Origin of the sequence: Pseudoalteromonas sp. S3431, assembly GCF_000690035.1 — a bacterium.
Lineage (GTDB): Bacteria > Pseudomonadota > Gammaproteobacteria > Enterobacterales > Alteromonadaceae > Pseudoalteromonas > Pseudoalteromonas fuliginea.
In genome coordinates this window covers 45,427-66,263 of the sequence record NZ_JJNY01000017.1, presented here as the reverse complement: position 1 = coordinate 66,263, position 20,837 = coordinate 45,427, and the positions used below count along the sequence as shown (strand labels likewise).

Genomic DNA, 20,837 nt, shown 5'->3' with positions numbered 1-20,837 from the left:
GACGTCATTTTTGATGCGCTTAAGTTATCTATTTAGACGGTATAAGCCACATTCATTAGCCCATTTTTCAATTTTTTCTGCGTGTTTAGGATTACGTAAATAGAAAACATTAGTGTCGTCCCAGCTTTCAAAATATACAGCCTCCAACTCAGGCAGCATCACTTTATAAAAATGACTACTATCTACATTAATGTGGAGCGCACATTAGGTAAGCTTCTTTAGCAGCGTCCGAGGTAAATTTGCGAAACTGTGGTTTAGCTGAACTCCAACGACCTTTAAATGTAAAGTTTAGAACCTCAGTGTTGTCGATTAATTTTTTCGCAAATTTAACGAATTTTGCATCTCTACTTTGTTGCTCCTCATCAGCAACATCAGATAAGTATTTAATTGAGTCTTCTGCTCCCAACCAACGATCGAAAACCGAAACCGCCATGTAAGTATATGCATCAGTATCTTCTACAGCATACAACTTATCAAGATCTGGATACTTTTCTCGCAAGTCTATTTGAGATTTTATATCCAATGCCAGAAATTTACGCATATCTTCCTTGGTAACTTAACGAGCCTGTAGATTAACTCGTTTTTTAATTTTTTTATTGATAAATAAACCATAGCTGAGTTCCTATTTTGGTTCAATTGATTACTGTATTTTTACGTAGAATATTGAAGTGTTTGATATTGTTTTAATTAGCGTTTTGGAAGGGGGGACGGGTGTTTGAGTGGCTTTTATTTAGGGTAAAATGGCTTATCCTTCTTAATGCATCGTGTTTTGCAGCTTTTCTATATTATGAACAAGGCAATACAGTTGCCGCAGCGTGAAGTAAGGCATTCACTTTCATTTGACCCCGTAAGGTCAATTTATTCATACCTTTGTTCACTGTAATGTTCCGCTTTTTATTTAAAGGAAAGTCGGTTCAAGGTAATTAGGATGGGTGTCATCCTAATTTCTGCCCATTGCGGACCCGCATGATGGGTGTTGTGGGGGCTGGAGGTTAGAGACCTCCGGCTACCCGATTAAGTTCTATTTTTTAAGATTTGCTTCTTTTCAATATAAGCTAAGAATTCTTGCCCTTGCTTAGTTAGAGAAAAACGACGATATTTTACAGATGCGACTTTTTCATTTATTACGAGATTATGTATTTGTAACTTAGGAAGTATATTTTGATAAACAAACATGGTTAAATCATCAGTACCATGCTGATTTGTAACACCTGTAATTAGATGATCTTTTAGCCACATCAGCGCAGCGAACAAATTCATTTTAGGCTGTTCCATAGCCTTCGGAAAATCAATTTCAATTGATTTCAAGATCAAAGCCAACTCTTCATTTGACGAATCTTCCTTAGATGATGGTGCATTTTTAAGCTTGTCTTGAAGAGAGCCCATCTCATTTGTCAGTTCTCTATTTTCTTTAGTTAATCGTGTTATTTCATCAACCAAGCTTTTCGTATCTGGTACTTCTGCGCCTGATATCCAACCGTCTAATTCTCTAGTTGCAGCAATCTCAGGTAAACTTTCCAGAACACATAATCGAATATCTTTTTCATCTTCGTAAAATGATGACATATTAGATAATACTTTTTGTTTAAATGCTTTCAATTCGACTGGATGATCTTTTTCGAAAACAGAAGCACCAACTTTTTTAATTTTTTCATCTAACGCATTATCGTTTATAACAACTGCGAATAATGGTTTCCCTATATCTAAAGCATAATTGTATTCTAACTCTGTATAACTTAAACCACTGTCTGGCTCAACACTTCCATATCTTCCACCTAAAATTAACATATAAACATCTGATTCATCGATCCAACGCTTAATAATACTCCATTGGCTTTGATCTCCGGCTGTAAATAATTCCATCCCAGCAGGTATATGTCCTGATTTCAAAATTGCGGACACAGCGGCTTGTCTTTCAGGAACTAAATCTAAATAGGTTGATGAGACGAATACTTGTAATCTTTTTTTCATTAATTTCTCTTTAAACACAGAAGGTAGATAGCAACACGGGCACTTAACACTTTAGTATTTATGCAACACGTAGTTTGTGTTGCATAATCGCTTGTTGGACTGAGGCGCTACCTGCTCGGTGTGTTCGCGTTGGTATTGTTTATGCTATGGACTTTACTTATAAAGAAAGGCTTTTTATGGCCTAACCGATATTTAGCCAATTTCATTGACGTGTATATCGTATCTAAGCTATCCCTGCGTTACTCAGCGTTTATTATGTCCCCATTAAACCTAATATTTAACTGTTAAGCAATGATATTTTCACCACGCACAGTCGCTACTAACCTGAGCAATTAAGCAGGTTAACTCATTGATTCTATTCAGCAGGCTCGCCCACTAACTCGTTCGCTCTGTTGTAAGAATTGCTGTTTCCGACGCTGATATACCAATAAATCGTAAGTAACTGCTTTAATTACACTTGCTTGTGTAAGCATATTATAAAGGGTGGTTTAGGGATGGTGGAAGCTGTAAAAAACGAGGTCATAAATTATTTACTAAACGCGTCTTCCTGCTTTTGAAACAGGGCTGACACGTTTAAGTATACTTATACCAGTCGACTTAAATATTTAGCCTTTCTAGCGTGCTAAATAAAGCGTTAACGGCGTTATAAATTTCTCATGTAGAACAACTACATGTCGAAATTTATGCCTTGTTATCACTCTATTTATCCGTCGCTATAAATGTCTAATAACTTAATACGATTGGTATTATTTGGCTTTTTTAGCCTCTAGAGTTTCTATTTCACTCCAGATTTTTTCGGCTTCTGCGCTTAACATTGCAAAGCTTTTAATGTCGCCTTTTCTTTGTGCCTGCATGCCTTGCTCTAGTTTTACGTCGTATTCTTTACGCAGTTTTTTTACGGGATCAGGCTTTAAAAATGAAAACATTAGTATTCTCTTAATTTATTAAGTTATATGTAATTAGTGTACGCATTAATGGGCTTAATAGTTCTTTGTTTGGTGAAAATGTTTACTTTGCGCTTTAAAAGCGCAAAGTAAACACGGTGTAATTATTAACGTACTGTGTGCTAGTTCTGGTTCTAGTGCTAATGTTTACATTTCTGGCTCTAGGCGTTTAATACCTTGCCCATCAATACCTAAATAAATAAAACCATTACTGCTTTGGGCTAAGCTGCGTACTCTGCCAATTCCATCGAGTATTTTATATTGCTTAACAACCTTACCTTTTGAGAGCTCTAGTGCGCTAATGAATGCAAATTTCATTGATGCTAGTAATAGCTTACCTTTAAGCTTTGGGTATTTATCACTCGTTACATACAACATATCGGATGGCGCAATAGAAGGGGTCCAGTGTAATGCGGGCGATTGCATGCCGTCTTTTTCTTTAAGGTCGGTAAACTTGGTACCGCTGTAGTTAACGCCATAGCTTACTAAAGGCCATCCGTAGTTAGCGCCTTTTTTTATTATATTAAGTTCATCGCCGCCGCGTGGTCCATGCTCGTGAGACCATAAAATATTGTTTTGATTATTAAACCACATGCCTTGTGGATTACGGTGCCCATAAGACCATGCCGCATGTTTTGCATCTTTTTGTTTAACAAACGGATTGTCGCTTGGGATATTACCGTTTTCGTGTAAGCGATAAATTTTACCGCCATCACGCGTGAGATCTTGCGGGTTTATGTCGCGCGAGCCGCGATCGCCAATTGAAAAATAAACATAACCTTCATTATCAAACACAATACGGCTGCCGTAGTGCTGGCCTTTGGTACTATTATGCTCGCCTTTGTATAGCAATTGCTGATCAGACAGCTGCGTATGATCGCTATTTAGCTTGGCGCGCATTAAGGCGGTGTTACTTCCGCTTCCTTTGCCCTCACTACTTGAGTAACTAAAGTACAGCCATTGGTTTTGCTTACTATCGGTGTGTAGTGATAAATCAAGCAATCCACCTTGGCCATTAGCATCAATGTCGGGAAGCCCTGAAACCTTAGTTAATTTAGTGGTATTTTTAGGTAATAAAAATAACGCTCCGCTGCGCTCAGATATTAGTAAATCACCATTAGCTAAAGGCTCAATAGCCCAAGGTATAACCACACCTTCTGCCGCTGTTATTGCGTTAACGCTAAGCGATAAAGTATCTAGCTGTTTATAATTTTTTACGTAATCGCTTTTTGCATGCGCGGGTGCGTTAGTAGCAAATATAGCAACGGCTAAGCCTGCATTTATTAGTTTAGGGTGAGTGTTATGTGACCTTAAATTTATCATTATGGCTTCCAAAATTAATCCAATCTTACATAACCTTATCATGGCATAAATAAATTTGTTAAGTGTTGAGTTGAATGAAAAATGCACACTTATATATTTTAAAATTACTTCTTCACAGGAAATTGTTTTAGCAAATTGCGCTAATAAAAATTGAATAATTACTCTATTGGGGTTGAAAACTAAAAATTTCAGCGTACACTTGTGCGCTGAAGTTTGGGCGTACACGTGTAAGTTCAAAGTAATTAAGATTTGATAGAGATTTAACCATGATGACTCAAGTATTAAACCAATTTTCAAAATGGTTTTTACACCATCAAAGTTTTGCAGGCTACATAGAGCCAATAATGCAGGTGTTTAAACCTGCGTGGCGTGCAGGGCAGTTTAGAGCGCAAGTAGTTAGTACCGCTGTGCTTGATGGCGGTTTTTTAAGTGTGCAACTTAAGCCAAGCAAACAATGGCAGGCACATACGTCAGGGCAGCATATAAGTTTAACGGTTGAAATTAATGGGCGATTATTAACACGCGTTTTTACCGTGGCCTCAAGCGCTCAGCAATTTAAAAATACAGGTTTGGTGCGCTTACTAATCAAAACAAATGCGCAAGGGCGCTTTACAGGCTTACTCAGCAGTGCATTAAAAGCGGGGTTGTGGTGCAATATTTCTGCGCCAAGCGGCGACTTTGTTTTTAAAAACACACACACGCCAGCCACTTTTATTGCAGGCGGCTCGGGTATAACACCTATGCTGGCTATGCTTGATGATTACTTAAGCCAAACTACGCAAAAAGTGTCGTTAGTGTATTACGCAAAAGCCACTGAGCATCAATGTGTTGATGAGCTAAGTGAGTTGGCAGCGCAATTTGAGCATTTTTCGTTTTTATTATTAACGCGTGAGCAATCAAGCGATATAACCAGCAATATTAAGCCGTGGGAAAACCCAGACATTTACTGCTGTGGCCCTGCAGCATTTATGCAAACGGTGAGCGATTTTGCTAAAACGCATAAGCTAAATTACTACCAAGAGGCCTTTGGTTTGGCGCTGCCTACCTTAAACGACGACAGCCAATTTAATGTAAAAATTAACGCTAGTGCCCATGTTGTATCGGGCAACGATGTTTTACTGACTCAGTTTGAAGAAAAAAAGCTCCCCGTTAAACGCGGTTGCGGTATTGGTATTTGCCATCAATGCCAATGTATTAAAAAGTCAGGCGTGGTACGTAATTTAAAAACAGGTGAATTGAGTGACAACGGCGAGCAATTAATACAACTTTGCGTAAGCCAACCTGTTAGTGATTTGGAGTTACAATTATGAAAAACATTAACTATGACATGCTCGCAAGCGAGCTAGATGCCATTAAAATGGACACCCTTGGCAAAGTAGGCCAACAAGATGCCGACTATATTCGCTCTGTTGTGCGCAAACAGCGAGTGTGTGAATGGAGCGGGCGAATTTTGCTAATGCTCGGTTTTATTCAACCATTATTGTGGGTTGCAGGTGTGTTGTTATTAGCGCTTGCTAAAATTTTAGACAATATGGAAATTGGCCACAATGTAATGCATGGTCAATACGATTGGATGAACGACAAGCAACTCAACTCACAACATTATGAGTGGGACATAGCGTGCGATGGACAAAGTTGGCATCGCGTTCATAACTTTGAACACCATACGTATACTAATATTATTGGTAAAGACAGAGACTTTGGTTATGGCTTGTTGCGTTTAAGCGATGATTTTAAGTGGCGTTTTAAAAATGTATGGCAGTTTTTTACGTATATTAATTTAAGTGTGTTATTTCAGTGGGGCGTGTCGTATCACGAGTTAGCAGCAGAGCGTGTTTTTATTGGTAAAAAGAAAGAAAACCGCGAAGGGCTTGTTTCACACTCTACATTAAAGCATCGCTTTTTTAGTAAAGGCGCTCGCCAATTAATTAAAGATTATGCGATATTTCCGTTACTTGCAGGGCCTTTATTTTTATGGGTATTGGCGGGGAATTTAGTAGCAAACTTAATCCGTAATTTATGGACGTCGACCATAATATTTTGTGGTCACTTTACTGAAGAAACGCAAACTTTTAAACAAGAAGACTGCGTAAACGAAACCCAAGGGCAGTGGTATTACCGCCAAGTATTGGGCTCGTCTAACATTAAAGGGTCGCATTGGTTTCATGTTTTAACAGGGCATTTGAGCTGCCAAATAGAGCATCACTTATTTCCAGATATGCCGTCTTCGCGCTATCAAGAAGTTGCACCTCAAGTACAAGCCGTTTTGAAAAAACACGGCATTGATTACCATACAGGTAGCTTTTTTAAACAGTATACCTCGGTGTTAAAACGTATTATTAGGTATTCGTTCAAGTAAATTATTTACCTTTAAGAATCGGCTAGTGCAACTGCATTAGTCGATTTTTTTGTTTATAGCACCCAATGCGGTTGATTAGTAAACAGTACTTGCAAAAATTTCTCATAGTTAATTAAAAAAGCCTTACTTTAGCTATGGTTAAATGGCGGGTGATTGTCATACAATGGGGGAAAATAGACCACACAAGAGAGATTAAAATGGCCGCATTTGGTACCGTGTTTATGCCGCAGATGATTCAAGCTCGTTTTTCTGATAATAAATGGAGCGAAAGCTCAATTGTCCCTTCCGATAAACTTGAACTTCATGCTGGTGCGCACGTTCTTCATTATTCAAGTACATGTTTTGAAGGCTTAAAAGCCTTTCGCCATGAAGATGGTTCTGTTTATCTTTTTAGAATGGATGCAAACATTGCACGCATGCAACAAAGCTCAGCGCTATTAAGCTTACCGAGTTTTGACAGCGATATGCTAAAAACGATGATTATCGATATTATGCGCGAATACGCAGATGAAACGCCATTACCGCCGGGCTCTATGTATATTCGCCCAACACACATTGGTACTGAGGCGGCAATTGGTAAAGCAGCAGCGCCATCAATGAGCTCGCTTTTGTACACGTTACTATCGCCAGTGGGTGATTACTTTGCAGGTGGTGCAACTGCACTACGCGTACTACTTGAAGAAGATGGTATGCGCTGCGCGCCGCACATGGGTATGGTAAAAAGTGGTGGTAACTACGCCAGTGCTCTAGCACCTATTAGTGCTGCACGAACTAAGTATCAAGCAGATCAAATTTTATTTTGCCCAGGTGGCGACGTACAAGAAACCGGTGCTGCTAACTTTATTTTAATTGATGGCAACGAAATTATTACTAAAGCGCTTGATAGCACGTTTTTACATGGAGTAACGCGTAATAGTATTTTAACCATAGCCAAAGATTTAGGTATGACGGTAAGCGAGCGTAACTTTAGCGTTACTGAGCTATTAGAGCGTGCTGCTAAACCAGGTACTGAAGCGGCGCTTTCGGGCACTGCAGCTGTACTAACTGCTGTGGGGACGTTTATTCATAACGATAAAGAATACAAAGTAGGTACTGGCGAGCCAGGCCCAACGACTGCGCGCCTTCGCCAAGCATTGAACGATATTCAATGGGGTAAAAGCGAAGACAAACACGGCTGGTTAACTAAAATCTAATTATATATTTAATAGCAACTCGCGTTAAAAAGCCACCTAATCGGTGGCTTTTGTGTGTTTGGTTACTTTAAGCTGTGCTTATTAAAACTTCATTTCTATTTTACCGTACACGTAGCGTCCGTTAAATCCATACGCTGAGAAGCTAGAGTAAGCAAATAAACGCGAGAAGGTTGTTAAATCGTCAACATTTTCACGGGTTGCGTCTGGGTAAACATCAAAAATGTTATTAGCCCCTAAGCTCAGCAATACGTTGCTAGTAAGCGAGTAGGCCACATCTAAGTCAGTTATCCATTTAGGTTTAAGCACTTCGTTACGTTCTGGGTTATCTGAAGGGTCTTGTGTTTCACCGTAACGCGTTGTTCTAAGCGTGGTGCGCCATTGATCCATATTCCATGTTGCACTTAAATTGTATTTATTACGCGGTGTACTTACTTCAAAACGACGTAGTTCGTTACCAGAGAATAAGTTGTCTTGATCAAACCCAGCACCTTGCAGAGCTGCTGGTGGGTCAATTATATCGGTAACTTCATTTTTACCGTAGTTATAACCTAAGTTAAAGGCAACATCGCCGTAACCATCGGTTGGTACATTATAAGAAGCTACAACATCAACACCGCGCGTTTTACTGTCAATTGCGTTTAAGAAAAAACGACCTTGGTTAGCGCCTGTACCTTCAAGAAGTTGCTCAATAGCAGCGCCCGATAAGTTGTTTGATAGCACAATGCGGTCATCAATTAATATTTGGTAGTAATCAACCGATAAGCTGAAATTAAAGTCGGTAGACCATGTAAAACCAACGCCGTAGTTTGTGGCTTCTTCAGCATCAAGACCCGGCGAGCCCAGTGCTTTTGCTACATCGCTGCTTGGTGCAAAGGTACCGGTTTCGGTTGGTTCACCATCAACAAATACAGTGGCCACTGAGGTAAAGTATTGTTGCTGCAAAGAAGGTGCTCTAAAACCAGTAGAAACAGAGGCGCGTAGTGCTAAGTCTTCAGTTAATGAGTAACGAGTTGCAACTTTACCATTAACGGTATCGCCAAAGTCTGAGTAATCCTCGTAACGAGCGGCAACTGTTAGGTTCCAATCATCGGTAAGGTAAGTTTCAAGGTCTATATATAAGCTCACGTTATGACGGCTATTATCACCTTCGGATTCCGGTGTAAATCCAGGAAAAACTTGTGATCCCGCTGCGCCAAATGGGCCATCAACAGGGTCGGTTACTGCACCGCCTGGGCCAAATGTGCCTTGTGCGTATGAGGCTTCTTCGCCTGCATCTATTTGGTAACCTTCGCGGCGATACTCAGCACCTACAGCTACGTTTACAGAGCTTTCTAAAAAGCTGACGTCTACTTCACGGCTAAAATCAACGTTTAAGGTAAGTTGATCGTAAGTAAGTGTTCCGGCATCAAAGCTTGTTTGGCTAGTAGGGCCGTATGAAGTATTTAAGCTGTTGGTAACACCAAATTCAAATGCATCTTGACCATATACGGCCGATACATCGTAATTCCATTCGCTTACAAAACCTTTAACACCCAGAGCTAATGAAAAGTCATTTATATCTGAGGTAATAACCGGTAAAAAACCATCAGGATAAATCTCTTCTACGTTACGACTATCGCTTGCGCGACGATAAAACCCGCCGCCTTCGCCTTCACGTTTGCTGTAAGAGCCAAATGAATATAAATCGGCGTTGTTTGTTAACTGGTAACCTGCGTTGTAAAAAATAGAGAAGTCTTCAACATCGCCATTACCAAAATTATGGTTATATCGATTTACGGTCAGTTCGCGTGGGTCGAGTGAGCCATCTTCTAATCGTGCATAGTTTTCACGTTGGTCGTAGTCTGAGCGGTTAGTTGAATGGCGATCGCGGTATTCTGTTGAGATGTTTAAAAAGCCATTATCGCCTAGTTCAAAACCCATATTACCTTGTAGGGTTAATGTTTGACCGTCGGTTAACGAGCGATCGCTACCCTCGGTAAAGGCTAAATCACCATCACTGCCTTCAGATACTGACTTTAGCTGTGGTACACCATCCATTTCAGTAACGTTAGCGCCATAGTTTGCTGAAAACGAGCCACCGCTGCTGGCACTTTTAAGCACAATATTAATAACACCGGCTATAGCATCAGAGCCATATTGCGCTGCTGCACCATCACGTAATACTTCAATGCGGGCAATAGCATTTGCTGGTATCGCATTTAAATCAACCGATGATGAACCACGACCCGTTGAGCCATTTAGGTTAAGCAGTGCATTACTGTGGCGGCGCTTGCCATTAACAAGCACTAGTGTGTGATCGGGTGCTAAGCCACGAAGTTGGGCAGGGCGCACATGGTCGCTACCATCTGTAAGGGATGCCTGCGGAAAGTTAAAGCTTGGTAATAAACTGCTAAGCAGGGCATTCGTTTCAGTAAAACCTGAATTATTGAGTGCATCAGCACCTATAATATCAATAGGCACTGAACTATCTTCTACTGTACGACCTAATCGGCGAGAGCCTATGACGCTTATTTGTTCAATATTTTCTTCTGCTTTGGTGTTTTGCTCTGCAGCATTTACTGAGAGCGAACCCAGTAGTGCAGCAGAGGCGCTCATGGCGAGTAATATTTGTGGTACCGATGTCTGTAATTGAAATAATGGCTTTTTATTCATGTTCTATTTCCCTCATTCGAAACCCATTGAATTATTCTATTTTTTTATACAAAAAAGTGGGTAAACCTCTTTGTTACTTTGAACATATACTTAATTAACAAAGTCAGTCAATTGAATAACATTCAATTAATCTAGGGATTTTTATAATTACATTTGGTTGTTTTTTATAATGACCATTGTTTTAGTTATATAGCTAAGGTGATTGCTAAGTAATTGATGAATAATGAATTATATTTAAAAGTTAAATTTAACGTTTAGTTAACTGGTAAGATGAGGTTGATGGCTTTAATTAATTGAGAGTAGGAAGCCGTTTTTATTGGGCTGGCAATAAACAGCTGTTGAGCTATAAATATTTTTAAAAAATGTAAAATACAAAACCACCCATTAAATGTTAACTAAATTAACATTTAATGAGTGGTTTATAAATTATGTACTACTTATTAGAACCTATACTCTAAAGCATGAAGTAATTTTGTTTTTATAAGTAATTGGTATAAAAAAGAGTGCTAAAAATAGTGTTAAAATTTAATTTTTCCTACAAGCATATCTTTAAACATTACCCAATCTCCCCACAAACTGTAAAAAGGGTGTTTAAAAGTAGCAGGGCGGTTTTTTTCAAAAAAGAAATGCCCGACCCACGCAAACCCATATCCAATAACAGGTAATAGCCATAATAAACTGTATTGTTGTTTTATTAATGCTATTGCGCTTACAGCAAGAACCAGTGTACTTCCTATAAAATGTAAGCGGCGGCAAATAACGTTGCGGTGCTCTTTTAAATAATAAGGGTAGAAGGCTTTAAAACTTTTAAATGTGGGGTTTGTACTTTGCATTGCGTGCTCTTTTATTGTTTTTTATTTTATGAAGATTGTGGGCTATTAAAGCGCACCTTTACATTTGTTTACAACGACAAATAGCATTGAACGCATCTTAATAGACAAAAGGATTAAAAGTTAATAACTTCTTATGCTATTAATAATAAATAAGAACCGAACTCACCATGTTTAAGCAAACTTTAACATGTGCTGTACTTATGGCACTTAGCGGTTGTTCAGAGCCAACTAATACAGTAACTCAAGAAGAAGTAAAAGTATCAATGAAACAAGTAAATACAATTGTGTACCCAGAGACTAAAAAAGGTGAAGTGGTAGACACTTACTTTGAAGAATCGGTGACGGATCCATATCGTTGGCTTGAAGATGATATGAGCAGAGAAACTGCCGATTGGGTTAAAACGCAAAACAATTTAACGTTTTCTTATTTAGAACAAATACCTTATCGCGATAAGTTAAAGCAGCGCCTTGAAAAACTAATGAATTACGAAAAAATAGGCGCTCCTTTTACTGAAGGCGATTACACCTATTTTTATAAAAACGATGGCCTGCAAAATCAATATGTTTTGTACCGCAGTAAAGAGGGCGGCAACGTTGAAGTATTTTTAGATCCAAACAAGTTTAGTGACGATGGTACGACGTCTATGTCGGGTTTATCGTTTTCCAAAGATGGCTCGTTGCTCGCATATCAAATATCTGAAGGTGGTAGCGACTGGCGTAAAATTATAGTTATTGATGCACATACTAAAGAGCAAGTTGAAGAAGCACTTGTTGATGTTAAGTTTAGTGGCATAGAGTGGCTTGGCAACGAAGGTTTTTATTATTCAAGTTACGAGAAACCTAAAGGCAGTGAGCTTTCGGCTAAAACAGATCAGCATAAAGCGTATTACCATAAGCTAGGTACTGCTCAGTCTGCTGATAGTGTTGTATTTGGTGAAACTGATGAGCAGAAACATCGCTATGTAGGCGCTGATGTAACTCATGACGGCCGCTACTTACTTATTTCAGCTAGTACGTCAACCTCAGGTAATAAGCTGTTTATAAAAGACTTAACAAAGCAAAACAGTGAGTTTGTAACGGTTGTTGGAAATACTGATTCAGATACATCAGTGATTGATAACGAAGGCAGCAAGCTATTTTTAGTTACTAACCTTAATGCACCAAACAAAAAAGTAGTGACAGTTGATGCAAGCAACCCAAGCCCAGAAAATTGGGTTGATTTAATTCCTGAAACCAAAAACGTACTAAACCTTACAAAAGGCGGCGATACCTTTTTTGCAAACTACATGGTTGATGCGATTTCGCAGGTAAAACAGTACAACAAAAAAGGCGAGCTAATTCGCGAAATTACATTGCCAGGCGTGGGTACAGCACGTGGTTTTGGCGGTAAAAAAGATCAAACAACGCTTTATTATTCGTTCACTAACTACAAAACACCAGGTACTACTTATACGTTTGACGTAACTACGGGTGAATCGGGTGTTTATCGTAAGTCGGCTATTGATTTTAATAGTGATGATTACACGTCTGAGCAGGTGTTTTACACATCAAAAGACGGTACTAAAATACCGATGGTAATTACCTATAAAACAGGCATTAAGCTTGATGGTTCAAACCCTACAATTTTATACGGTTACGGTGGTTTTAATATTAGTTTAACGCCAAGCTTTAGCCCCGTTAATGCAGTATGGCTTGAGCAAGGTGGTGTATACGCCGTTGCTAATATTCGCGGTGGCGGTGAGTACGGTAAAGACTGGCATAATGCAGGCACTAAATTGCAAAAGCAAAATGTGTTTGACGACTTTATAGCCGCGGCTGAGTACTTAAAAGATAAAAAGTACACCTCTAAAAAACGCTTAGCACTTCGCGGTGGATCTAACGGTGGCTTATTGGTTGGCGCCGTAATGACGCAGCGCCCAGACTTATTTCAGGTGGCTCTTCCTGCTGTAGGCGTACTTGATATGCTGCGCTACCATACATTTACTGCGGGCGCTGGTTGGGCATACGACTACGGTACCAGTGAGCAAAGCAAAGAAATGTTTGAATACATTAAAGGTTATTCACCACTTCATAATGTAAAAGCAGGTGTTGAGTATCCAGCTACTATGATCACAACTGGCGATCATGATGACCGTGTTGTTCCTTCGCATTCGTTTAAGTTTGCAGCTGAGCTTCAAGCAAAGCAAACAGGTAATAACCCAACGCTTATTCGCATAGAAACCAATGCGGGGCATGGTGCAGGTACACCAACGAGTAAAACAATTGAGCAGTACGCTGATATATTTGGTTTTACGTTGTACAACATGGGCGTAAAATCTTTATAAAACGTTCCAACTAAATATAAAAACTAAAAAGGCCGAGTAAATTAAATTTACTCGGCCTTTTTAATGTTTGTTAGTAGTTAGCAGTTAGCTATTGCATAGGTGAAAACAATCGTTGATACGTTTTATAAGCGTACTCGTCGGTCATTCCGCTTAAGTAATCGCAAATTATACGCATACCTTGGTTTTGCTTTTGCGCTTCTATGTATTGTGCTTGTGTTGTTTCGGGCAATAAACGCAGCGGATCGCTAGCAAACGCGGTAAATAACTCTATAAGTAAGTTTTGACCTTTAAATTCTATTTGCTGCATTTCGGGGTCGCGTATTAAACGTTGAAACACAAAATGCTTAAGTATTTGCAATACACTGTCGTATTGGGCATCTAATTTAGCGGTATACTTTAAAATAGGGCATTCAAAGTCATCGTTTTGAATATCCAAATGTATATGAATAATAAAGGTATTAACCAGCTCACCTATGGCATCTTTTCGCTCATAATCATTTTTTGAAAACAAGCGCTGGGTCAGCGATTCAAGCATGTCGTTTAGCCAGTCAAAGTTTAGTGCTTTTAAATGGGGCAGAGCATGGGTTTGCCAATCGTCTAATGTGAGTACGTGGGTTGCAATGGCATCTTCTAAGTCGTGTACGGCGTATGCTATATCGTCGGCATGTTCCATTATGGCGCTGTCGAGCGATTTATACGTTGTTTTAGCGCGGTACTTATCAATAGCGCCATGGTTACCTAACAATGTTTTATCGTTTTGACTCAGTGGTTCTACTATCCAATTGAATATGGCTGCATCGTCGTTGTATAACCCTTTGGCAGGTCGCCAATCATCCGCTTTTATAAATGCACGACCGGTTGTGGCATCGGGAATGGTATGCCAAAGCGTATTAATAAACGCGGGGTATTTTATAAAACCTAATAAAGTACGACGAGTTAGGTTCATGCCGTGCCCATTACTGTAGGGCTCAAGTTTTGCAACTATGCGCAGTGTTTGTGCGTTACCTTCAAAACCACCGTGATCGCGCATCATGTAATTTAGCGCTATTTCGCCACCATGGCCAAAAGGTGGATGACCAATATCGTGCGCCAAACACAGTGTTTCGAGCAGTCCAGTTGATGGAAAGTGCGTAAAGTCGCTATGTTGCGCTTTTAAATGGCGCAATATGCCGGTACCAATTTGCGATACTTCTAAAGAGTGGGTAAGGCGAGTGCGGTAAAAGTCGTTTAGGCCAATGCCCATAATTTGAGTTTTAGCTTGCAAACGCCTAAATGCAGCGGCATGAATAATACGCGAACGATCGACCTGCCACGGCGAGCGGTTATCGTTAGGACGATGTTTATATTGCTCTATTATTCGGCTTTGCCATTGTTTATCCATACTGCTTACTCACACATAGTTAATATTATTAAACTTTGCTCAGTATACCCATGCACTTATAAATTGCGAATGAACAAATGCACTACATAGGCTCTGTTTTATCTAAAACCCAAATACACTGCTGAAAATTCAACCGTAAAAGGTCATCAAACCCCAGTTATTCGCGTTTATAAAGTGGCTTAGGTATAATGCGCCTTCGTATGCTTGTGTATAAACCATGCATAGTTGTTGTTTCAAAGAGAGAATACATGTTAAAAACGATTTTTAAGCTTTTACTAACCGTGTTTTTTGTATGGGCGCTTGCATATCCGTTTATACAAAGTGACGATGTTGAATCGGAAGAACAAACGTCAGAACAACCAAAAAAAGTGAAGAAAAAAGAAAAACCATTACATAATGTAAAACTGCCAAAGTTTTCAGAATTTAGTGATGTTAAAGAAAAAAAACATGCATTTTTTAGCTTTATTCGTCCGCACGTTGAAGCCGAAAATAAAAAAATACTACAGCAACGCGCTAAGCTTGAAATAGCACGCATGATGCTTGAGGATAACGAGCCACTGCAATCTAAACAAAGCAAAGATATTGTTAAAATTTTAAAGTCGTACGGCTTACCAACCACGATTGATACGCTAATACTTACACAAGCACTACGTCGTGTTGATATAATTCCTAAAGAATTAGCGCTTATGCAAGCAGCGAATGAATCTGCGTGGGGCACATCGCGTTTTGCACGTATTGGCCTTAACTTTTTTGGTCAGTGGTGTTATTCAAAAGGTTGTGGCATGGTGCCAAGACGCCGTAATACAGGTGCTGTGCATGAAGTGGCTGCGTTTAAGTCGGTAAGAGCGGCTATAAATTCTTACTTTAAAAATATCAACACGCATCCTGCTTATAAAGATTTACGCGCGATTCGCGAAAATTTACGCCTTGAACAAAAGCAGATCAAGGCGACAAAACTAACGCAGGGTTTAATGTCATATTCTGAACGTGGTGAAGCGTACATTGAAGAATTGAACACTATGATCAACCAAAATAGAGCTTACTTTGATGAATAAACGTATTCTAAATTGCGTGAGTGTTATCTCGTTGTTGTTGCTTAGTACGACGGTATTTAACGCCAATGCGAGAGAGTTTGTGATGTCGTACGACGGTTTTTACGATCGCTTAAAGGTAGTTAACAAAGGCGATTTTCAATATGCGCGAGTTAACTTTTATATAAGTGATATAGCAACTAACGAAGCGTGCGCAATAAAAAGCGGTACTATTTTAACCGAAAAAAACGAGTATCCGCTCAACTTTACCGATAAAGCACAGCTACTATTACCGTTCGATAAACAACTTGATAGCGATAAAGCGGTGATTGTTGTTCAGCCACAAAACCCTGAACATGATTGCCAATTAAAGTTACAAATAGAAGCAAATGAACTTGAAGGTTTAGCGCTTTCAAAGCAGTCGTTATATGCCATTAACGAAGAACTTGATGAGCTGTTAACTGATCTGTCGGGCTTTTTTGTAAGTAAATTAATGTGGTTTTTATTACCAGAACAAAAGGGCGTAGCAGTTACATTTAAAAGCCCAATGCAATTTGATGATAAGAGCATAACGTGTGAAAAGTCAGTGTGTTACTTTGCAGTTAAAGATAGCTGGGAAGATGATACCGCAGCACTTGGTGATATATCGCAGGTTATTAAAGTAACGCCTTGGATTGTTAAGTAGCTCACATACAAAAGCGGCATTTAGCCGCTTTTTTTGTACCAAAATTAGTATTTGCTTTTAGTCTTTATTTAATAAGTGGTGCAGATGAATCGCGCTGCATTAAAGTGGGTTCAAAAAAGCGATTTATAACAAGGTTTTTATTTTGATAAACATCTTTAAGCACTAATTTAGCGGCCATTTCGCCCATTTTCCCGACCGGATTATCTATGGTCGTGAGTGTAGGGTACAGATAGTTTGCAAAAATAACGTTATCAAATCCAACAATCGATAAATCGTTTGGTAAATTATAACCGTGCTCTCGAGCATATTTCATAGCACCGGAAGCCATTTCGTCATTGGCGCACACTAGTGCAGTAAAGCTGAGCTTTTCATCAATAAAATGTTTTAAGCCTTCACTACCACCGGTTTCGTTAAAATCGCCAATGTAATAAAGCGCAGGATCAAATTTAATACCAGCCTCTGTGAGTGCTTGTTTATGACCCTCTAAGCGGTTAAAAGCATCGGCTTTAAACTGCGGACCTGCAATGTACGCTATTTGTGTATGGCCTTGATTTAATATCGATTTAGTGGCTAGGTAGCCACCTAATTGATTATCTAAACTGATACAGTTATCTTTTAATTGCTCTACGTAACGGCTCATTAAATAAACGGGCGTAGAGCCTTTACTTAGTTTTATTAGGTAGTCGTCTGAAACGGCTTCAACGTGCAAAATAATAGCATCGCAGCGTCTGCTAATTAAAAACTCAATGCCTTCTTGTTCTTTGTCTTCTTCACTGTGCCCGGTGGTAATAATAACGTGTTTACCCGCAGCACGAAGCTCCGACTCAATACCTGCCATCATTTGGGCAAAGAAAGGACCATGTAACTCAGACACTAAAATACCGACACTGTTAGTACAGTTAGAGGCTAAAGATTGCGCTATTGAGTTAGGCTTGTAGCCAAGCTGCTCCATGGCATCAAGCACTTTTTGTTTGGTTTTATCGCTTACACGGGTATTTTTGTTCATCACGCGAGAAACGGTGGCTAACGATACGCCCGCAAGCTCTGAAACTTGATAAATTGTTGCCATGTTATTTGTTCACTCGCTTATCCTTAACTAGGGTCTGTTGATCTTTGCGGATTAAAATTTGTTCAAACTAGGGGCTATTTAATCGCGGCGCGAGGTTTGTAACCTAGTGGGCTAAGTAAAAACCGAGCAACAAAGAGTAAATAGCCCCTAGGAAGAACCCTTTGGGCAGCGCCTGTTTGGCATTAATGCTACGTTATCGCCCATTTATGGGGAATAACCACACTACATAGGCTCTGCCTTGCCTAAATACCAAACAGACTGCTGCAAATTTAACCTTGAAAGATCAACAGACCCTAGTTGTTAGTTTAGATTGAATATTTTCAACAACCTGATTAGTCAGTGTATATTTTTTCATTATGTAGGCAACAAATAAAGATCCAAAAGCAGGTAAGACAGTAAATGAAAGTAAAATACCGTGTTGAGTATCAAGCGTTTGTACTGCATCGGCCTGATAACTGTAAAAAGATAATAACCAGCCTGCAATTGCGCCGCCTACCGCCACGCCCATTTTAATAAAAAATATAACGCCTGAATAAACTAAACCCGTAATGCGTACACCTGTTTTTTCATGCCCATAATCTATGGTGTCGGCCATTTTTGCCCACAACAACGGGGTTGCCATATCTAAAAAGAATTTCCATAAAATAAAGGCAGTAAATGCGAGTACTAATTGATCTTTACTAATAAAGTAGCTAAAACCACAAATAGCGGCAGCAATAACTTGTAAGCTTATATAGGCTTTTATTTTACAAAAGCGCTTTGCAAGTGGTTGAGCTAAAGCACACCCTAGCATGCTTGCTGCAACGCCTAGTGTCATAAATAAGGTGATTAAATCGTCTCGGCCTAAATAGTATTTTACGTAGTAAACAGCAAGCGTAAGCCTTAATACTTGACCGGTAAGTAAAAAGAACGCCGCTAAGCAAAGCGTTCGCCATTGATCGTTTTTAATTAATGCTTTAATACTTTGGGCAAAAGGAATGTTTTGCTCTTTTGGCTGTTGTATACGCTCTTTTGTGCCTAAAAAACAAAGTAAAAACAGTACAAAGCCTAAAATGCTCATTGCAGTCATGGTGTATTGATAGCCCTTAGCTGCATCGCCTTGGCCAAAGTACTCAACCATTGGCATAGTACAACCCGCTACTATTACGCCGCCTAACATACCAAATACAAACCGATAAGACTGAATAGTTACGCGCTCTTTTACATCTGCTGTAAGTACACCGCCCAGTGCACAATAAGGAATATTGATAGCGGTGTAAGCCACCATAAGAAGTGTGTAAGTAGTAAAGGCGTAAATTATTTTATCGGTGCCTTCTAAATCAGGCGTAGTAAACGCTAAAATACTAATAATGGCAAAAGGAAGCGAAAGCCAAAGTAGGTAGGGGCGAAAGTGCCCCCAGCGCGTATGTGTTTTGTCAGCAAGGTTGCCCATTAATGGGTCGGTTACGGCATCAAAAATACGTACTGCTAAAAACATAGTACCGACAACAGCGGGTGATAAACCCACTACGTCTGTGTAGTACAGCATTAAAAACATCATAACTGTTTGAAAAATAATATTACTGGCGGTGTCGCCTAAGCCATACGCTATTTTTTCTTTTACACTGACCATGATTATTTATCCCGCTTTATACTTGTTTTTAGTTATGGGTATGCTCTTATCTTTTAGAGATGAGTTCTTTATAAGCTAAGCCACTGTTTTTAATAGTGCGTTGCTGGGTTTTATAATCTACATACACAATACCAAAACGTTTTAAATAGCCTTCTGCCCATTCAAAGTTATCCATTAGGCTCCAAGCAAAGTAGCCATGTATAACAACACCTTGTTCAATTGCATTATGAACCGCGTTTAAATGAGTATTATAATAACTTAAACGGTCTAAGTCGTTAACTTCACCATTATTATACGTATCGGGCATTGCTGCACCATTTTCGGTTATATAAATAGGCGGTAAGGTGTATGTTTTATTAAGCGATACGAGCAAGTCAGTGAACGATTGCGGGTAAATTTCCCACCCCATATCAGTTAGCGGGCCTGTAGGTGCAATAGGCTCATAAATGTCAGTAGGGTGCGCTTTATAAACTTGGCGGGTATAAAAATTAATACCTAAGTAATCAATAGATTGAGAAATTAGTTCCATATCGCCCTCAAGAATTTCAGGCTGATGGTTCAATGGTAATTGATTAATTATATCAGGATATTGGGCATCAATTATTGGTTTTATATACCACTGATTAAGATAGTCGTCTGCAAATGCAGTGGCTTTTAAGTCTTCATCACTTTGAGTAAGGCTATAACACGGCGTAAAGTTAAGCACTATGCCATTTAATGTATTAGGCGAGTTTTTCTTTAATACGCTCATAGCGAGTCCGTGGGCTAATAATAAATGGTGCGCTGCTTTACGGCCATATTCTTTACCCACTTTACCTGGGGCATGAATACCAATTTCGTAACCTAAAAACGCACTACAAAATGGTTCATTCAATGTGGCATAAGAGTGAACGCGATCGCCAAAGGCTTTGGTAATTAAATTTACGTAATGTTCAAAAGCGTAAGCTGTTTGTCTGTTAAGCCAACCGCCTTCATCTTCAAGGTGTTGCGGTAAATCCCAGTGGTACAAAGTAACAAAGGCTTTAATATTGCGACGTTTTAGCTCATCTAAAATATCAGTATAAAACTTCACGCCAACAGGATTTAACTTTGCGTCTTGGGTCATCACGCGAGGCCATGAAATAGAAAGCCTGTAAGCATCAACACCTAGAGACTCTATTAAATCTATGTCTTGTTGCCAATTATTGTAATGATCGCAGGCAATATGACCATGTGAATTGTCAGCAATTTTACCTGCAGTACTACAAAAGGTATCCCAAATACACGGTAAGCGATGCTCATATCCGCCCTCTATCTGAAATGATGCTGTAGCTACACCATAAACAAAGTCTTTTGTTAATAGAGGTGAATTAAATGGTAATGATATTTTTGTCATTGGTTACAAACCTTTTTGAGAACTTAATTGCACGCTTAGCGCTTATTTTTACTGACTTTCAGCGGGTACAAAACATTATTAAAAA

At 39.3% G+C, this 20,837-nt stretch carries 16 protein-coding genes and 1 pseudogene; 6 read left to right on the top strand and 11 right to left on the bottom strand.

The genetic code is table 11. The annotated features are described in order from the left end of the window. Positions 1–187: 187 nt before the first annotated feature. The 5 genes and pseudogenes from DO88_RS13875 to DO88_RS13890 all read right to left on the bottom strand — a co-directional run bounded on the left by DO88_RS13875 (position 188) and on the right by DO88_RS13890 (position 4,238). Positions 188–541 (bottom strand): hypothetical protein, encoded by a 354-nt coding sequence (locus DO88_RS13875; RefSeq protein ID WP_033038322.1) that lies wholly within the window; start codon positions 539–541, stop codon positions 188–190. A 213-nt stretch (positions 542–754) separates the two neighbouring features. Continuing rightward, positions 755–887, bottom strand: a pseudogene (locus DO88_RS19230) (transposase); the annotation flags it as partial. A 127-nt stretch (positions 888–1,014) separates the two neighbouring features. Next, on the bottom strand, positions 1,015–1,971 hold the full coding sequence (locus DO88_RS13880; protein ID WP_007375470.1) for a DUF4062 domain-containing protein: 957 nt from the start codon (positions 1,969–1,971) through the stop codon (positions 1,015–1,017). 746 nt (positions 1,972–2,717) lie between these two features. Further along, a complete protein-coding gene (locus DO88_RS13885) occupies positions 2,718–2,897 on the bottom strand; it encodes a DUF6435 family protein (RefSeq protein WP_007375469.1) in 180 nt (59 codons plus the stop codon). A gap of 165 nt (positions 2,898–3,062) precedes the next feature. Beyond that, a complete protein-coding gene (locus DO88_RS13890; protein ID WP_033028774.1) occupies positions 3,063–4,238 on the bottom strand; it encodes a PQQ-dependent sugar dehydrogenase in 1,176 nt (391 codons plus the stop codon). Positions 4,239–4,504: 266 nt separating this feature from the next. On the opposite strand from DO88_RS13890, the gene DO88_RS13895 reads away from it, so the two are divergent. The 3 genes from DO88_RS13895 (at position 4,505) to DO88_RS13905 (ending at position 7,790) form a co-directional block, all read left to right on the top strand. After that, positions 4,505–5,548 carry a flavin reductase family protein gene (locus DO88_RS13895; RefSeq protein ID WP_007375467.1) on the top strand — a complete coding sequence of 348 codons (1,044 nt, stop codon included), beginning with the start codon at positions 4,505–4,507 and terminating at the stop codon, positions 5,546–5,548. Then, entirely contained in the window at positions 5,545–6,597 is a 1,053-nt protein-coding gene (locus tag DO88_RS13900) for a fatty acid desaturase family protein (protein WP_033028765.1), read from the top strand. Before DO88_RS13895 ends, DO88_RS13900 begins: the two co-directional genes overlap by 4 nt. A gap of 134 nt (positions 6,598–6,731) precedes the next feature. After that, positions 6,732–7,790 (top strand): branched-chain amino acid aminotransferase, encoded by a 1,059-nt coding sequence (locus DO88_RS13905; RefSeq protein WP_269634966.1) that lies wholly within the window; start codon positions 6,732–6,734, stop codon positions 7,788–7,790. An 81-nt stretch (positions 7,791–7,871) separates the two neighbouring features. Here the strand turns inward: DO88_RS13905 and DO88_RS13910 are convergent, their stop codons facing one another. Beyond that, the gene (locus DO88_RS13910) at positions 7,872–10,442 is read right to left on the bottom strand and encodes a TonB-dependent receptor plug domain-containing protein (RefSeq protein WP_033038321.1); all 2,571 of its coding nucleotides are present in this window, start codon (positions 10,440–10,442) and stop codon (positions 7,872–7,874) included. A 518-nt stretch (positions 10,443–10,960) separates the two neighbouring features. Then, a complete protein-coding gene (locus tag DO88_RS13915) occupies positions 10,961–11,275 on the bottom strand; it encodes a DUF962 domain-containing protein (protein ID WP_007375463.1) in 315 nt (104 codons plus the stop codon). Positions 11,276–11,442: 167 nt separating this feature from the next. Between DO88_RS13915 and DO88_RS13920 the strand changes: the two genes are divergently transcribed. Beyond that, entirely contained in the window at positions 11,443–13,599 is a 2,157-nt protein-coding gene (locus tag DO88_RS13920) for a prolyl oligopeptidase family serine peptidase (protein WP_033038319.1), read from the top strand. A gap of 88 nt (positions 13,600–13,687) precedes the next feature. Here DO88_RS13920 and DO88_RS13925 read toward each other — a convergent pair whose 3' ends face one another. After that, positions 13,688–14,980 carry an anti-phage deoxyguanosine triphosphatase gene (locus tag DO88_RS13925; protein ID WP_033028768.1) on the bottom strand — a complete coding sequence of 431 codons (1,293 nt, stop codon included), beginning with the start codon at positions 14,978–14,980 and terminating at the stop codon, positions 13,688–13,690. A gap of 248 nt (positions 14,981–15,228) precedes the next feature. Between DO88_RS13925 and DO88_RS13930 the strand changes: the two genes are divergently transcribed. Beyond that, entirely contained in the window at positions 15,229–16,035 is an 807-nt protein-coding gene (locus tag DO88_RS13930) for a glucosaminidase domain-containing protein (protein ID WP_007375460.1), read from the top strand. Beyond that, on the top strand, positions 16,028–16,696 hold the full coding sequence (locus DO88_RS13935) for a DUF2987 domain-containing protein (RefSeq protein ID WP_033038317.1): 669 nt from the start codon (positions 16,028–16,030) through the stop codon (positions 16,694–16,696). The genes DO88_RS13930 and DO88_RS13935 overlap by 8 nt, the downstream gene beginning before the upstream one ends. Before the next feature lie 64 nt (positions 16,697–16,760). On the opposite strand, the gene DO88_RS13940 is transcribed toward DO88_RS13935, so the two are convergent. The 3 genes from DO88_RS13940 to DO88_RS13950 form a co-directional block, all read right to left on the bottom strand. Beyond that, the gene (locus tag DO88_RS13940) at positions 16,761–17,765 is read right to left on the bottom strand and encodes a LacI family DNA-binding transcriptional regulator (protein ID WP_007375458.1); all 1,005 of its coding nucleotides are present in this window, start codon (positions 17,763–17,765) and stop codon (positions 16,761–16,763) included. Positions 17,766–18,048: 283 nt separating this feature from the next. After that, positions 18,049–19,377, bottom strand: a complete 1,329-nt coding sequence (locus DO88_RS13945; RefSeq protein WP_033038316.1) for a glycoside-pentoside-hexuronide (GPH):cation symporter — start codon at positions 19,375–19,377, stop codon at positions 18,049–18,051. Between the two features lie 46 nt (positions 19,378–19,423). Further along, positions 19,424–20,752 carry a GH1 family beta-glucosidase gene (locus DO88_RS13950; protein WP_033038314.1) on the bottom strand — a complete coding sequence of 443 codons (1,329 nt, stop codon included), beginning with the start codon at positions 20,750–20,752 and terminating at the stop codon, positions 19,424–19,426. Positions 20,753–20,837: the final 85 nt, after the last annotated feature.